Consider the following 15,465-nt stretch of genomic DNA (forward strand, 5'->3'; position numbering starts at 1 on the left):
AGCAATCTACTCGCTAGATAAAGCGTACTGGCTTCTCATCCCGATGGCAACGATCGTTGGACTCTCGTTCGGGCTGGTGCTGTTCGCACAGGGAACGGAGAAACTGTTCAATCCGCGTATTCGGGCACGCCACGCGGACACGGTCGATGATACCGCGCCTTACGAGGAATAACAATGCAGCAAAAACGCACGAAAACCGTCGACGATCCGATCTTCGAAGTGCGAGACACGACCGTCTCGTTCGACATGGACCGTGGGGAATCGAAAGTACTGAACGAAGTAGATATCGACGTTGAACGAGGTGAAGTCCTCGGCGTCGTCGGCGAGAGCGGGAGCGGAAAATCGATGTTCGCCTCCGCGTTGCTCAACGCCGTCGTCGATCCCGGCGTCCTCACCGGTGACATTACCTTCTACCCCGAGTCGGGGAGCGCCATCGATCTGCTCGAACTCTCCGAGTCGGAGATCAAGGAAGTTCGTTGGGAAGAAATCTCGATGGTGTTCCAGGGCGCGATGAGTTCGTTCAATCCGACGATGTCGATCGAGGGTCACTTCCGAGAGACACTATCTGCCCACGGCTACGACGTCGAGGCGGGGATGGAGCGAGCCAGAGAGTTGCTCTCGGATCTCTATCTCGAGTCCGATCAAGTGCTTGGCTCCTACCCGCACGAACTGTCTGGTGGGATGAGCCAGCGCGCGCTTATCGCGCTGAGTTTGGTGCTCGAACCCGAGGTACTGGTGATGGACGAGCCGACGGCGGCACTCGATCTACTCATGCAGCGCAGCATCATCCAGTTGATCCAGGAAATCGCAGATGAGCGCGATCTAACGATCGTTTTCATCACGCACGATCTGCCGCTGGTCGCGAATCTAGCCGACCGAATCGCAGTCCTCTATGCGTTCGAGTTCGTCGAGGTTGGCCCCGCCTACGATGTGTTGACGGAAGCGAAACACCCCTATACGCGAGCGCTGCTCAACTCGACACCGAATCTCGAGACGCCACGCGAACAGATGCGACCGATCGACGGCGCAGCGCCGGATCCCGTCTCCGTTCCGAACGGGTGTTCGTACCATCCTCGGTGTCCGGTGGGCGACGAGACGTGCGAACACGACGATCCACCGCTGGACTCGAGGACTGACGAAGGCGAACACGTTGCGGCCTGTCACTACGTCGATGAGGTTTCGACATCGGTTCCGTTGACCCTACAGGAGGTGACGGTCAATGAGTGACGAACACGTTGTCTCGTTGCAAGACGTGGAAGTACACTTCGAGTCTGAGTCGTCACTTCTCTCTCGGGTCAGAGGGGAGACAGACGTCGTCAAGGCCGTCGACGGCATCTCACTCGACATACCCGAAAACGATGTCGTCGCACTAGTCGGCGAAAGCGGCTGTGGCAAGACGACACTCGGAAAGACCGCTATCGGGGCACAGCGTCCGACCGGCGGGACGGTGTCCTATCGCGGACAGGACATCTGGAAGGCCAAAGACAACGATGGAGACGTCGAGATACCGTTCGACGAGATCCGCAAATCCCTGCAGATCATTCCACAGGACCCGGGTGCGTCACTCAATCCGAACAAGACGGTCCAACACTCCCTTGCAGCGCCTCTGAAACTCCGCAAACCGGACATGGACTCTTTCGAACGACGGGATCGCATCCACGAAATGCTCGCACGGGTCGGGATGGAACCGCCCCAAGACTACGCGAAGCGATTCCCACACCAGCTTTCCGGCGGAGAGAAACAACGCGTCGCGCTTATTCGGGCACTGTTGATGAATCCGGACCTCATCCTCGCCGACGAGGCGGTGAGCGCGCTCGACGTCTCCTTACGGATCGATATGATGGACCTCATGCTCGAGTTACAGGGGCAGTTCGACACTTCCTTCCTGTTCATCAGCCACAACCTCTCGAACGCCAGTTACGTCGCAGGGAATTCGAACGGCCGGATCGGTATCATGTATCTGGGCGAACTCGTCGAACTCGGTCCGATCGACGAGGTCCTCGAGAATCCAAAACACCCCTATACGAAGGCGCTCGTCTGGGCGACGCCGAATCTCAACCCCGACATCGAGACGGAGACCGAATCACCACTGCGAAAAGTCGACGTTCCGGATCCGCGAAATCCGCCATCTGGCTGTCGATTCCACACGCGCTGTCCAGAGGCGCGAGAGGCCTGTAAACGAACGACTCCCGAATCGGTGGCCGTCGACGGCGACGAAAACCACTCGGTAACCTGCCTTCGGGCGCTCGAGAACCACGAATACTGGAACAGCCCGGAACTCGAAGGAGAATCTGCCGAGACTCCCACGGAAGAGCCGACGCTCGCGGATGAACCGGTCCAGTAACCGACCTGAAAACCCCTTCCAGTACTTCTTTAACGGAGTCGCCGAAACAGCAGCGACAATGAACACGAGTGAAGCCGTCTTCCGCGTTCTCCTCTCGATAAGCCTGACGTTTGCAGTCATCCTGTTGGCGTTGTTCCCGTTTCAAGACCCCGGATCGGGAAGCCGTAGTATCTCTATTCTAGCACTTGCAATTCAGGGCGGAATGATGGGAATCGCTGTAGCGGGACTGTACTTCGAGTGGCAGCCGTTCTCGTTTCTCGACGAGGAGTGAGTTGGTGAAGATTAAAAGTCGGTTCCCGTTGTATGAGTCATCCGATACTGAACAGGTGTGACTTGCCGCCGTTTGACCTGGTACGAGGGCAGCGTCGTGTATAAACACAGATATATTTTCGTGATGACGCTCGTAGCCGTTCGATATCGTCAATAGTATAGGTCATCTCGAGATAGCGGAGCGGCTTGTTGCGTTCTGTCCGACAGGCTAAGCGGGGCGAGTGCCTCGAGACTTTCCTTCGAGGGGGTTCACATCTGTGTCTCGTGGTTTTATATTGTCGTTACGTAGGGCCAACTGTTTTAGTAACAGACGAAAAAAACGAACGATTCAGCGCTGGTGAATTACATGGCTTCGTGGACCTGAATTATTAGAACGAGAGGAATGAAGAGTATTGCCGTTTCAGCCGAAGAAACTCCCTAGGAGCGGATCTCAACCCAGATACTGCTCAAACCGTACAAGAGCACACCGGACACGGAACAGGCGATACTGAACGGAACGAGTAACAGACCGAGAACGAACAGATAATCCACTTCGGTCGGGATACTGGAGTAGAGAATCGTCGTCAGTCGGAATTTGACGAGAATCCATTCCAAGATCAGTATCCCGGTCCCCGTTGCGCCGAAAATAACCCCTCCAGTGACCAGTCGGCGAGGCCATCCACTAGAATTGAAACGGCGTATCAGAAGCGCCAGGAGACCCACTTCCATGAGAACGAACATTCCAAGCAATGCGTAGAGAATAGTGATAAGAACGCTTGCACCCGCCGCAAATTCCCCGACTGCGGACTTCTCAGGGAGCGTTGTGGCCATAAACACCGCAATACCGATACTAGTTATCCCGAGAACGGATGCGAGTATCGCGATCATCCAGAAGCTATTACGTATAGCCCATCTCATAAGCCACATTGTTAGACTTATTGTAATAAGCCTTCTGAGGGGTTTGTGAATTGACCGTTCCAACGACGGTAAATCACTAGCCGCCGCTTCCCGTTTTTCCCTCCCTCGGTGTGGCAGTTCGACTCAAGCAGCCTCGCGATTAGCCAGAGTCGACGGTTCAGACGGGGCCATACGGGAGAGCGAGCGAACGGCGCAACGACGAGCGTCGCGAGTCAAAAACGAGAAGCTCAGATGTCTTTCGAACAGTGGGATCGCCTGTACCGGCGCTCGAGCGGAGGAATCGTTTCCGACGCGATCGCAATCAGTGCATCGTCGGGATCGACTCGGTCGTCGTCCGTACCCACCCGTCTTCGTACTCGATCGCACCGACGTCCGCGAGCGCGGGGAGGTGCGAGTGATGGAGCGCGATAGCCGCGGTCTCCGTGTCCGAGATCGGACTGGCTCGAAGCGTCGTCAGCTGGGAGGCGAGCACGGCGATCGAGCACGGTCGACCGCGTTCCTGGAGCGTTCGGAGCAACGGCATGCGAACTGGGTGGACGATCGTCTCGAGGGCCCGCTCGTCCGCGCTCGAGCACGCCTCGAGGAGAGACGCCACGTTCATCGGCGGGATCGGGGCGTTCGACCCGATCGATGCGGTCTCTCCGTCCCACTCGATGACGCCGTAATCGGCGAGTTTGGGGAGATGTGCGTGGACGAGGCTCGTTCGGATCTCGCGTTCGGTCGGCCGGTCCTGGCCGGCAGACGCGTTCCGACGGCGAACCTCCGTGGCCAGTTCGGCGAGCGATACTGCCCGATCGTAGCCCCCCAGGACCTCGAGCACGCGGAGGCGTCGCGGGTGCCGAAGAACGTCGTAACACTCCGACGGGATCTCGGCAAGCGAATCGCTGCTGTCGTCGCCGCCGAAGTGGGCATCCGAGCTCATTAGGACGACACACCCGCCCAACGGGTATAAGCCCGTTTCCAAAACGATTTGGGTAGGGTGCTTGACAGCCGATCGGCGTCGACTCGGGTGGCCGTTCGCCACTCCACGCCTTTTTGCATCTTCGGGCCGTATATCGGCGTATGTTGCTGGTACGCGGTCGCGCCGGCGGAACCGAACTGACGGGAACGCTCTACGAGCGCGGCGAGCAGGCGCCGTCGTTTCGGGGCGCACCCGACGAAGCTGCCGCGTACGTCTGGGTCTGTGACGAGTTCTACGAGGTCGACAGCGGCGGGACGACCCAGCTCGTCAACGACCGAGAGGTCAACGTCGCCTTCGAGTCGCCGATGCCTCGCGGCTTCGACACGCGCGAACAGGCCCTCGAGGCCGCCAAAGAACACGTCCGGACGCAGTTCGCCCGCATCGGCGTCCCCGAGAGCGAGGTCGAACTCGCGGTCGAAAAGAGCGAGCCCGAACCGGAGATTTAGGCGACTACCGAGACCCTCGAGTCGACAGAAACACGACGACGAGACCGACGAAGACGGTGGCGATCAGGACGAACGCACCGGGACCGAACGGTGAGCCGTCGGGCTCGTCGGTCGGCGGCTCACCACCGTTCTCGTCCGTATCGCTCGCTTCCGTTGCCTCGAGTTCGTCGGGGTCCGGATGCTCGAACGACTCGAGCGACTCGTCCCCATCGTCGATCGACACGGAGACGTCCTGCCCGTGGACCTGTAGCGGGTAGGATTGCTCGAGGCCGACGCTCGTCTCCGTCACGTCGATGGCGGTCTCGCCGGCCGGTGCGTCCGCGGCGACTTCGACGGTGAGCGTCACGAGGCGCTCGTTCCCGGTCGCTCCGCCCGCGACTGGATCGCGCCACTGCTCGAGGACGGCGGTCCCGTTCTCGTGGGCGAGGGTCTCGTCGCTTCGAACCGTCGTCTCCTCGCCCTGCTGGAGCCACGGCCCGGGCTCGATCGACGTGATCTCGAGGTACTCCGGATGGTACTGGGCGACGAAGTCGACGGAGTCGACGCCCTCGCCGCCGTAGCCGCCGTCGGTGACCATGGTGATATCGACGGTGAACTCCTCGCCGGGGTCGGCCTCGACGCTATGGGGCGTCGGCGTCAACACGGCGAGTTGATCGGCTCCGGCGACCGCGCCGACGGTAAAGCCAGCTGCGGCGAGGACGATTACGAGCGCGAGCGAGGCGCGTTGCAGGCGGTCGATTCGAGTGCTGTCGTCTCCCATTTCTGTCAGAGATCGATGTGAAGGCTCGTTCGCAGGCGAACGGTAGGCACGTGCGGGCATACGACCTCGTGAGCAGGTTGTCAGACCCGTGATGCAGGTTGTCAGGTCCGTAGATCAGATCCGCTCAGGCCCGACCAGGTCGGGCAATGGTCTATCGTACGACTCGTTTACACGCCGGTCGTCTTGTCGCCTTCGCTCCGCAATGTTCGAGGGGTTTGAACGTCCGCGAGTTCGGCGATGCACACCGTTCGTCGGGAGTTAGACCAGATCCTCGCCCCACCGGTGATTGTCGTAAGTCCGGTCCCGCGTCGTGTCGAAACTGTCCTCTAAACTCTCGCGGAGCGAGCGCTTCTCCGGATTGCTGATTCGGGCCAGTTCGTCCGCCTTCTCGATGATCGTTGGCGGGCCGTGGGCGATCGCCACGCTCTGGAGCACGGACGTTGTCAACCGCTCGCGGGTCTCCGGATCGCGGGTGAAGGCGTAGGGCGCTTCGACTCGATAGAGCAGGTCGTCGCGCGGATCGTAGAGGACGAAAAACGTCACCTCGTAGTCCTCGAGGTCTCGCTTTCGCTCGACGCCTAAGGCGTCGCCCTCGACCGAAAGGGGCCGATCGACGCCGCCTCGAGACCGGAACCAGTTGGTGTAGGTCAGCGCGGAGGTGTCTCGCTCCCAACGCTCGCCGTCGACGTCGTCGACGTACTCCCCGCACTCTAAGATCCGGGTGAACATCGCGGAGTCGTCGGCCCAGGGAACGTCGATTCCCACGTCCCCCTCGGTTCGCTTCTTTCGTTTGAGCGTCCGGGTTATGACGCGCGTTGCGGGGTTCTTGACGAACCCGATCAGGGGAACGTCCCGTTCACAGAAGTGCTCGACCAGCCGAACGTAGTTCTCGAGGACCGTCTCCGGGCGCGGATCCTCGAGCAGGAAATCCGCGAGGTCGGGGTGTTGGTCGGCCCATCGAAGCAGTCCGCGGGGATAGAGCGGACCGTCCAGAACGAGCAGATCGGAGACGTCGTCGGCGTGTTCGCGGGCGTGCTCGCTCTCGGCGAGATACAGCGCGAGCGCGTGGACGACGCCCTCGGCGAACCGGGGTAGCGGCGGCACCTTCACCGCGCGCGAGCGGCTGTACCCCTCGTCGAAGGTATCCCATCGATCGTCGACCCGCGCGGTCTCGTCGTTCGAGTGAACCGTCGCGACGACGGTTCGCGAGCGGTGGAGGTCGAGGTCACTCGGGGTCGTGCTCATCGCGGCCTGTGCGATGTCGATGACGAGCCCGTTTTTGAACGTCGTGGGATTGATCGTCCCGGCGTCGAGGCCGTGCTGGGTCGGAAACGGCCGCTCGCAGAGTGCAACGTCCTCACAGCCGACGAGACGCTTTCGCTGCTCGCCGACCGGCTCGAGAATCGTTCGACCGTCGTACGCGAGCGGATCCAGAAACGACTCCCAGACCGTCTCGGCGAACTCCCGGTGGTCCCGCTCGTCGGCACCGTGGTCGATCCGCCGCGCCAGCCGCGCGATGCCGTCGAAGTGGACCGGATCGAGCGTCATGACCGACTCCACCGACCCCACCCGCAAAAATCCCGCGATCGGTTCGACTCCTCGGCCACCGCCCGCATCGAACCAATCCCCCGCTACAATTCATGCCGTGCTCGAGCGGTTCACTCGAGACCGGGTAAATAATTATCAGAAAACGTATATGACTGGGTGTCGACCACCCGAATACCCGATGTCCAAGCGAGGAATTCGGACCGCCGATTCGGAGACACAACCGATCAATTGGCACCGCACGGAAAACGGTGTGACCATCCGCGACGAGGAAAACCCCGACGCGTGGGTCCATATGGAGTTCGAGGCGGGCGTTCCGCCCGAACACCGACTCTTTATGATCTGCCCCGACTGCGGCGCGGTGTTCGCCCAGCGCAGCAAACCGGGCCACGGCACCGTCTGTGGCGACTGCGGCGCTGAGTACGAACACGAATGAGTAGAATTTGACATCACCCGGCCGTCGAGAGTGGGTATCCGACGATCGTGGTGACACGGTTTCTGTATTTTGCCTTCCGCCTGAAACCCGATCCACCGGTTTAGTAACTACACTGCTAATCGAACACCGAGTCGAGTCTAGAATCTCTCGACTGGAGTTCGACCATCGAGGGCTCGATTCGAACGATCGTGGTTATCGTCGCGTATCTGTAGGTATTGCGTTGTTTCTGACGTGATTCGAATCCATGCGCCCGGTGTTGGGACTTCGGTTAGTCCTTCACGGCTGTTTCTGACGTTTCGCGTGGTGATTCCTGGGACGGTTCTGGATGGTCAGTACGTTCGTCGGTCTCCGGTATCTGCCGTGGCAAAAACGTCGATGCGATAAGCAGGAGCAACACGATTAGTACGAGGAGGAGTAGCGTCGCCCGCTGGGCGTCGAACATCGCGGCCTCGAAGACACCCTCGAGCAACTGTCGTTGCGTTGGGGTGAGTTGGTTCAGAAACTGTTGTTGCGTGGCCTCGGTCGCCGTCTCCGCTGCGTCCTCAAGAGCGATCACCAGATCGTTTCGTTGCGCTGTCGAAACGCTCACGTGTTCCACTCGGAGCACTCTGTCGACGACGCCACCGTAGAACTGTCCGAGAAAAAACGAGCCGACGACTGCGGTCCCCATGGCGAAGCCGATCGAACTGCTCACGTTCAGGACACCGGACGCCTCGGGGGAGTTCGCGGTCGAGACCGCTGACATCGTCATATTGCCGATCTGTGCCACTACGAACCCGACACCGGCTCCGTAAAGCGCCACTGGAACGAGCATGCTGCCGATCGTCTGTCCGGGTCCCGTCTGCTCGTACAGTGCCAACAGTCCGGCGCCCATACACACGATGCCGATCTGAACGAGCGTCTTTGGCGAGACGTGCTTTCGCCAGCCGGTCGTGATCGTCGCAAAGAGGATCGACGCGACGGAGTACGGCAACAACGCGAGTCCGGTTTCGAACGCAGTGTACCCAAGTACCGCCTGAAGATAGACCGGGAAAATAAACATGAAGCCGGCAGAGACTATCGAGCGAATATTGTACGTTACGACGCCGGCCACAAAAGGACGATTCGTCAGTACGTGTAGCGGAACGAGCGGTGACTTCCCGGCGCGTTCAATCCGGCGTTCGTACTGAACGAACGCGGCGAACGCGAGCAGTCCGACCCCGAGAAACCAGATCGCCGGCGACGTTCCGAACGGATTGAACTGCACCTCGCCGACGACGAACGGCCGCCGTTCGATTAACCACCCGTACTTTCCGCTGAGGAGGAACCCAGCAACGAGCGATGTCGCACCGACGATGGACAGCGCCATTCCGCCCGTATCCAGCGAACTTCGCGACTCCGACAGTGGGTCCGGGGTCACGTACCGAACGAAGCAGAGAATAACCCCCGTACCGAGAATTTGGAGGGAAAAACCCCAGCGCCAGCTCGCGTACGTGGTCAGTGCGCCACCGATAATCGGTCCGAGAGTCGACCCAACTCCGTGTACGCCTGCTAACAAGCCGAACGCCTTCGCCCGGTCATCGTCTTCGTAACTGATCGTCAACACGGTGAACGTCAGGGGAAATAACACGGCGGCCGCGCCACCCTGGATGAGTGACCAGCCGGTATAAAGGATCGCCGTGTTCCAGCTGATCGCTGCCACCAGCGTCCCACCGGCGTAGACGATCAGCGCGACAGTCAGTACGCGCCTCGTACTATACCGAGACGGTAGCGTACCGGCCGGCAGAATCAGCGCAGCGATCACCAGCGAGTAGAGTGATACCGCCCCCTGAATCACGGTGACCGTGGTATCGAACTCGTTTACCATCGTGGGGATCGCCACGTTCATCAGGGACGCGTTGACGATCACGATGAACGTCGTCAGACTTGCAGCGATTGCCGGAGCCCAGTATTGTATCCTCGTCTGTAACTCCGCAGATATGGACGTATTGCCCCTCAAGAAAGGCTCGTCCGGGGTCATAGAGTGTCTCATGCTTTTGACCGGGAAATAACCGGGCCGTGATCAGGTACTTCGATTCGGCAGCGACTGGCGGGACAACGAACAGTCGAAGCGCCCGGTTCGACCCGCCCGACGGACGCTGGTGCGGTAATACTACGGAAACGTAACGACGAGACGTATCGAGAGGAAGGCGACGAGTACGACTGCGGTCGAATTCCGCACCCAGTCCTCGCTCGTGGCAGTCGAAGACGACCGAACTGTGGGCTACGCCTGCCGACGCGTAAACGGAACGTCACGTATCAGACGAGATTTCCGTAGATGGAGGAGTAGCTCACATTGAAACCGTCTTCCCATTCGCGTGTTCACTTCACGATCGAGCGACTCCCAACCCGACGTGAGCGACAGCTAGATACGGCGGGACCCGTTGGACTCGAACATGGACGCGGCACTGATCGTCCTCGACGGCTGGGGACTCGGTGATGACGACGGCGGACGAAACGCAGTCGAGGCAGCCCACACGCCGGTCTTCGATCGGCTCTCGAGAACCGGCGCGTCGGGCAGTCTCGAGGTCGCCGGCCGGCGCGTGGGCCTGCCCGACGGACAGATGGGAAATAGCGAGGTCGGCCACCTCAACATCGGCGCGGGTCGGGTCGTCTACCAGGAGTACACCCGGATCTCGGACGCCATCGACGACGGCTCGTTCCGCGAGAACGACGCGATCAACGCGGCGTTCGACCACGCCCGCGAGAACGACGGACGGGTGCACTTTCTCGGCCTCGTCAGCGACGGCGGGGTCCACTCCGATCAGGAACACCTCCACGCGCTGATCGAACTCGCCGCGGACCGCGACGTCGAGGCCGTCACCCACGCGATCACCGACGGCCGAGATACGTCCCCGACCGGCGGCAAGGGGTATCTGACGGCGCTCGAGGAGGCCATCGATACCCACGGGACGGGCGACGTTGCGACGGTTTCGGGGCGGTACTACGCGATGGACCGCGACCAGAACTGGGACCGGACGAAACGCGCCTACGACGCCATCGTCTCCCGCGAGGCCGAGTACGATGCCGAGTCGGCAGTCGACGCCGTCGAATCGTCCTACGACCGCGGGGAGACCGACGAGTTCGTCGAGCCGACGGTCATTTCGGGTGCACCGGCGCTCGAGGACGGCGACTCGGTCGTCTGGTTCAACTTCCGATCCGACCGGGCGCGACAGCTCACGCGGCTGCTCGCCGATATTCGGCCCGAGTGGGAGTTCGAGACGAGTCCGCCAGACATCGAACTCGTGACGATGACCGAGTACGACGAGACGTTCGACCAGCCCATCGCGTTCCCGCCGAACCAGCCCGAGCAGGTGCTGGGCGAGGTGCTCGCCAACGCAGGGATGAGTCAGCTTCGGATGGCCGAGTCCGAGAAGTACGCCCACGTCACATACTTCCTGAACGGCGGTCGCGAGGTCGAGTTCGACGGCGAACACAGGGAGATCATCGAGAGCCCGGACGTCCCGACCTACGACCAGCAACCGGAGATGAGCGCCCCCGAGGTGACCGACACCGCGATCGAGACGATTCGACGCGAAGATCCGGACGTACTCGTGCTCAACTACGCCAATCCGGACATGGTGGGTCACACGGGCGACTACCGCGCCGCCGTCGAAGCCGTCGAAGCCGTCGATTTCGAACTCGGACGACTCGTCGACACGCTCGAGGACCACGGGGCGCACGTCCTCATCACCGCCGATCACGCAACGCCGACGATATGGGTACCGAAGAGCGCCCGCACACGGCGCACACGTACAACCTCGTACCGTTCGTGTACGTTGCGCCGGGAGCGGGGTCGGAAACCGACCACGAAGACGCGAGCGAGGAGGGACGACCCGCGAGCGACGACACCGACGACGGCCGACAGGTCCGCGACGGCGGGACCCTCGCGGACATCGCTCCGACGATGCTAGAGTTGATCGGCATCGAGCAGCCCCCGGAGATGACCGGCGAGAGCTTACTCGAGTAGTTCGCACCGACGAACCGGGGTACTGGAACGCTGCGGTCCGTCCTCAGCGCTGTCCGACCGCGTCGATCGCCGCACAGCCGAGTTCGATTACGTCGGCGTCGAGGTCGCTCGCCTGGAGTTCGTCGGGTGTGTACCAGGCCCACGCGTCGACACCGGCCTCGCCCGGACCCGGATCGATTTCGCGGCTCGGCACGGAGCCGAAGTAGACGTGATCGATGTGCTGGTGGCCGACGGCGCCGTCGTAAACGTCGACGTCGTAGAGCATCTGCCGACGAGGCTGGGGAAGACTCCGGCCCGCGTCGCTCTCGAGTGAGTCCTGAACTCGCGGGATCGACGCCTCGAGGCCGGTTTCCTCGCGACACTCACGGATCGCCGCCTCGTGTGGCAGTTCGTCGCGGTCGATGTGGCCGCCGGGCGGGATTCGCTTTCCGAGCCTATCGTGCGCGTGAAGCGCCGTCGCGCCGTCGTTGACGATGTAGAGCGTCACGGTGAAGTGACGAGTCGTTTCCATGCTCGAGTGGGGAGCACCGGACGATCAAAGGCGCTCCGATCGAACGCGTTATGCCAGATTTGAACTGTTACAAGAGAACGAATAGCACGGTGGATGGATCACACGTAATATTATAGTAACCGAGTCGAAAGTCACGATCATGGCTAATCAGGAATCTCAGGGCTCACTCATGATGGACGAAGACGAAGACTTCGTCCGCAAAGCGATGTACATCATGTTCGGCTGGGTCGTCGTCGTCGTGGCTGCAGGCGTCCTCCTGTTGTTACTTCGAGAACCGCTCGCCGGCCTCGTCGCGATGGGTCTGCTGTGAAGATAGGCGTCGATCGGATCCACGACCGCAGTTTAGCTTTCGAACGGTGACTGTCCCCCTCGACGTGCGATTCGATCGACGACGTCGCTCGAAAATCGGCGGCAGCATCACTCGGAACGGCGACAGCACCATTCTAAACGGTGACAGTACCGCTCTCGGAAGACGGCGTTCTGATGGCCGCCCCCGGCGAACGCTGTATCATCGGATATCGGATACTTTTACTACGGTCCCGATCATCCGTTCGCGTACATGAGCGACGAACAACCGAATCACCGCTTCGCCACGAACAGCGTCCACGCGGGCCAGGAACCAGATCCGACGACGGGGGCCAGAGCGCCGCCGATCTACCAAACGACGTCCTACGTCTTCGACGACACCGAGCACGCGGCGGACCTGTTCGGGTTAGAGGAGTTCGGCAACATCTACTCGCGGATCATGAACCCGACCAACGCGATGTTAGAAGAGCGCATCGCGACGCTCGAGGGCGGGGTCGGCGCGCTCGCGACCGCGTCCGGGATGGCCGCCTTCGACCTCGCAACCTTCATCCTCGCCGAGGTCGGCGATAACATCGTCTCCGCGTCGGCGCTCTACGGCGGCACCTACACCTACCTCACCCACACCGTCGCGAAGCGTGGCATCGAGACGAAGTTCGTCGATACGCTCGATTACGACGCCTACGAGGAGGCCATCGACGACGACACGGCGTTCGTCCACTTGGAGACGATCGGCAATCCGGCGCTGGTCACGCCCGACATCGAACGGGTCGCGGAGATCGCACACGAACACGACGTGCCGCTGTTCGTCGACAACACCTTCGCCACCCCACACCTCTGTCGGCCGTTAGAACACGGCGCGGACCTGGTCTGGAACTCGACGACGAAGTGGCTCACCGGCTCCGGGTCGACGGTCGGCGGCGTCCTCGTCGACGGCGGCAGCTTCCCCTGGGACGAGGGCGACTACCCCGAACTCACCGAACCGAACCCGGCCTATCACGGGATCAACTTCCACGAGACGTTCGGCGAGCAGGCGTTCGCCATCGCCGCGCGCACTCGCGGACTACGGGATCTGGGCAACCAGCAGTCGCCGTTCGACGCCTGGGTCACGCTCCAGAAACTCGAGTCGCTGCCCCTGCGGATGGAGAAACACGCCGAGAACGCCCAGCTCGTCGCCGAATACCTCGAGGACCACGACAAGGTTTCCTGGGTCAACTACCCCGGTCTCGAGAGTCACGAAACGCACGAAAACGCCAAGAAGTACCTCGAGGGCGGCTACGGCGGGATGATCACGTTCGGCGTCGAAGGCGGCTACGACGCGGCCGAGACCGTCTGTAACGAGGTCGACCTCACGAGTCTGCTGGCGAACGTCGGCGACGCGAAGACGCTGATCATCCACCCGGCGAGTACGACCCACCAACAGCTCACCGAGGAGGAAAAACTGTCTGGCGGCGTCACCGACGACCTCGTCCGGCTCTCGGTCGGCATCGAAGACGTCGAGGACGTGATCGCAGACCTCGAGCAGGCGATCGAACAGGCCTAACGGATTGAAACTGCGTTTGGCCCGTCTGAGTGGCCCGAAACGGGACGAGTACATCGGCCGCGGAAAGCCACCGTCATTAAGGTCACGGAGGCCCAGCCATCAGATATGGCCACAGGGCTACTCACGTCCGACACGTCGAACCAGATCGTCACGACTGCCCGGACAGCCATCGGCGATAGCTTGCGTTCGGTCACCTACTTCACGAGAGACGACTACGAGCAACTGTACCTCCGCGACGACCTCGAGCGCGACGCGGACCTCTCGACGTTTATCGGCCACGAGTGGCGCGGGTTCACGACTGCCCAGACCGCCTACGAAGGGTCCGAACTCGGCGACTACAACTACACGATTCGGGTCTTCGACAACGGCTTTCTCATCAGGGTGACCAACGACCGCGAGGGCGTGCTGGTCACCACCGACGGGCTGACCGTCAAGGACTTCGAAGAAGTCGCGACCGCGCTGCGTACGTACCTCGAAGAACGGGCGCTCGACTGAATCAATCGGCGGTCCGTTTCGCGTTCGAAACGGACGTATCTCGTTCCCGCGTCTCGTTTTCTGCCCGCGAACCGATCGGTAATCCAAAGCCCGCTTCGTCGTCGATGCCGAGCAATCGCGCGAACCGACGACGTTCCGCTTCGGATCTATCAAGACTCATGGCACCGACAGATGACAACATCGGTTGTAGTTATGGAGCGCGTTCGGGCTGAGAAACGCACCGTTTCGATCAGAAACGGTCCAAACGGTCCGAAACGGCCCTGAACAGTTCGGATCGTGTGACGGTTCGTTCGACGCGGTCGGCATCGTCGGCCGCCAGCGTAACACCCTTTTTCGACCCGGCCCTTGTCCGGGTAATGACCGACCAGCCCGCCGCCGTCGAGCGCGAACTCGAGTCCCACGACGCGTTCACACCGAGAGGGGATGGCACAGGCTACGACCTCGAGACGACCGTCTTCGAGACGACCGTGACCGCCGACGAAGGGGAGGGGAAACGAGACGGCGAGTTCCGCGTCACGATCGCGCTGCCGACGCTTTCGGCTGCCACCGCCGACACCGGCCCTACCGTCGAGCAGGTCGTCGAAGACGGCTGGTTCGAAACCCTCGAGCGACGGCTCGCGGACACCTTTTCGGTCGCCCAGACGAGCACCCACGAGGAGCCGGTTCTCGAGCGCGACCCCGACGAAGTCCGCGTAATCTTCGAGTACGTCGTCTGGAACGCCGCGGAGGGAGTCGAGGACGCCAAAACGCTGCTCGAGTACGTCGAGGGAACCTACGCCCAGGGCATCGTCCCCGGCTACGAGTACGAGGGCGAGGCTGCGACGTTGCTCGAGAACGCCCAGAGCCGAGGCCAGCAGGCCGCGGAGGGAGACGGGAACAGTGGCGGTATGCCGATGTAACGTCGAGTAACTCCAGTGAAGGCCTGCACCTCCTCACAACGTCTTGTGATGGGGTTCAAATCTCACG

Annotated in this window: 17 protein-coding genes and 1 pseudogene; 11 read left to right on the forward strand and 7 right to left on the reverse strand. The window is 61.4% G+C overall.

Translation table 11 applies throughout. From position 1 onward, the window contains the following. Positions 1-43: 43 nt before the first annotated feature. From EL22_RS18975 to EL22_RS08295, 4 genes are read left to right on the forward strand one after another with little or no spacing between them, the layout of a single operon-like run. Complete coding sequence (locus tag EL22_RS18975) at positions 44-172, forward strand: hypothetical protein (protein ID WP_255349665.1); 129 nt, start codon at positions 44-46, stop codon at positions 170-172. A 2-nt stretch (positions 173-174) separates the two neighbouring features. Then, the gene (locus tag EL22_RS08285) at positions 175-1,227 is read left to right on the forward strand and encodes an ABC transporter ATP-binding protein (protein ID WP_050051045.1); all 1,053 of its coding nucleotides are present in this window, start codon (positions 175-177) and stop codon (positions 1,225-1,227) included. Beyond that, a complete protein-coding gene (locus EL22_RS08290) occupies positions 1,220-2,344 on the forward strand; it encodes an ABC transporter ATP-binding protein (protein ID WP_050051046.1) in 1,125 nt (374 codons plus the stop codon). The genes EL22_RS08285 and EL22_RS08290 overlap by 8 nt, the downstream gene beginning before the upstream one ends. Positions 2,345-2,402: 58 nt before the next feature. Then, positions 2,403-2,615, forward strand: a complete 213-nt coding sequence (locus EL22_RS08295) for a hypothetical protein (protein WP_050051047.1) — start codon at positions 2,403-2,405, stop codon at positions 2,613-2,615. A 416-nt stretch (positions 2,616-3,031) separates the two neighbouring features. Here the strand turns inward: EL22_RS08295 and EL22_RS08300 are convergent, their stop codons facing one another. Together EL22_RS08300 and EL22_RS08305 are read right to left on the reverse strand one after the other, a co-directional pair. Then, complete coding sequence (locus tag EL22_RS08300; RefSeq protein WP_050051048.1) at positions 3,032-3,481, reverse strand: hypothetical protein; 450 nt, start codon at positions 3,479-3,481, stop codon at positions 3,032-3,034. A gap of 331 nt (positions 3,482-3,812) precedes the next feature. Then, positions 3,813-4,433, reverse strand: coding sequence for a hypothetical protein (locus EL22_RS08305; protein WP_050051049.1), 621 nt, complete (start codon positions 4,431-4,433; stop codon positions 3,813-3,815). A gap of 140 nt (positions 4,434-4,573) precedes the next feature. On the opposite strand from EL22_RS08305, the gene EL22_RS08310 reads away from it, so the two are divergent. Further along, positions 4,574-4,918 carry a hypothetical protein gene (locus EL22_RS08310; protein ID WP_050051050.1) on the forward strand — a complete coding sequence of 115 codons (345 nt, stop codon included), beginning with the start codon at positions 4,574-4,576 and terminating at the stop codon, positions 4,916-4,918. 4 nt (positions 4,919-4,922) lie between these two features. Here EL22_RS08310 and EL22_RS08315 read toward each other — a convergent pair whose 3' ends face one another. Then, the gene (locus EL22_RS08315; RefSeq protein ID WP_050051051.1) at positions 4,923-5,678 is read right to left on the reverse strand and encodes a cohesin domain-containing protein; all 756 of its coding nucleotides are present in this window, start codon (positions 5,676-5,678) and stop codon (positions 4,923-4,925) included. Between the two features lie 258 nt (positions 5,679-5,936). Then, on the reverse strand, positions 5,937-7,226 hold the full coding sequence (locus EL22_RS08320) for a DNA double-strand break repair nuclease NurA (protein ID WP_050051268.1): 1,290 nt from the start codon (positions 7,224-7,226) through the stop codon (positions 5,937-5,939). Between the two features lie 178 nt (positions 7,227-7,404). Between EL22_RS08320 and EL22_RS08325 the strand changes: the two genes are divergently transcribed. Next, positions 7,405-7,659 carry a hypothetical protein gene (locus tag EL22_RS08325; protein ID WP_197075869.1) on the forward strand — a complete coding sequence of 85 codons (255 nt, stop codon included), beginning with the start codon at positions 7,405-7,407 and terminating at the stop codon, positions 7,657-7,659. A gap of 268 nt (positions 7,660-7,927) precedes the next feature. Here EL22_RS08325 and EL22_RS08330 read toward each other — a convergent pair whose 3' ends face one another. After that, the gene (locus tag EL22_RS08330) at positions 7,928-9,526 is read right to left on the reverse strand and encodes an MFS transporter (protein ID WP_394298904.1); all 1,599 of its coding nucleotides are present in this window, start codon (positions 9,524-9,526) and stop codon (positions 7,928-7,930) included. A gap of 547 nt (positions 9,527-10,073) precedes the next feature. Here EL22_RS08330 and gpmI point away from each other — a divergent pair. Next, positions 10,074-11,647, forward strand: a pseudogene (gene gpmI / locus EL22_RS08340) (2,3-bisphosphoglycerate-independent phosphoglycerate mutase). 43 nt (positions 11,648-11,690) lie between these two features. Here the strand turns inward: gpmI and EL22_RS08345 are convergent. Further along, the gene (locus EL22_RS08345; protein WP_050051053.1) at positions 11,691-12,158 is read right to left on the reverse strand and encodes an NUDIX hydrolase; all 468 of its coding nucleotides are present in this window, start codon (positions 12,156-12,158) and stop codon (positions 11,691-11,693) included. 139 nt (positions 12,159-12,297) lie between these two features. Between EL22_RS08345 and EL22_RS17125 the strand changes: the two genes are divergently transcribed. The 3 genes from EL22_RS17125 (at position 12,298) to EL22_RS08355 (ending at position 14,499) form a co-directional block, all read left to right on the forward strand. After that, positions 12,298-12,468 (forward strand): hypothetical protein, encoded by a 171-nt coding sequence (locus EL22_RS17125; RefSeq protein ID WP_156184081.1) that lies wholly within the window; start codon positions 12,298-12,300, stop codon positions 12,466-12,468. Between the two features lie 249 nt (positions 12,469-12,717). Beyond that, on the forward strand, positions 12,718-14,004 hold the full coding sequence (locus tag EL22_RS08350; RefSeq protein ID WP_050051054.1) for an O-acetylhomoserine aminocarboxypropyltransferase/cysteine synthase family protein: 1,287 nt from the start codon (positions 12,718-12,720) through the stop codon (positions 14,002-14,004). 105 nt (positions 14,005-14,109) lie between these two features. Continuing rightward, positions 14,110-14,499 (forward strand): hypothetical protein, encoded by a 390-nt coding sequence (locus tag EL22_RS08355; protein WP_050051055.1) that lies wholly within the window; start codon positions 14,110-14,112, stop codon positions 14,497-14,499. A 1-nt stretch (position 14,500) separates the two neighbouring features. On the opposite strand, the gene EL22_RS18000 is transcribed toward EL22_RS08355, so the two are convergent. Continuing rightward, the gene (locus tag EL22_RS18000; RefSeq protein ID WP_197075870.1) at positions 14,501-14,659 is read right to left on the reverse strand and encodes a hypothetical protein; all 159 of its coding nucleotides are present in this window, start codon (positions 14,657-14,659) and stop codon (positions 14,501-14,503) included. 196 nt (positions 14,660-14,855) lie between these two features. Between EL22_RS18000 and EL22_RS08360 the strand changes: the two genes are divergently transcribed. Next, on the forward strand, positions 14,856-15,398 hold the full coding sequence (locus EL22_RS08360; RefSeq protein ID WP_050051056.1) for a DUF5813 family protein: 543 nt from the start codon (positions 14,856-14,858) through the stop codon (positions 15,396-15,398). Positions 15,399-15,465: the final 67 nt, after the last annotated feature.

It is taken from the genome of Halostagnicola sp. A56, from assembly GCF_000691505.1.
Classification (GTDB): domain Archaea; phylum Halobacteriota; class Halobacteria; order Halobacteriales; family Natrialbaceae; genus Halostagnicola.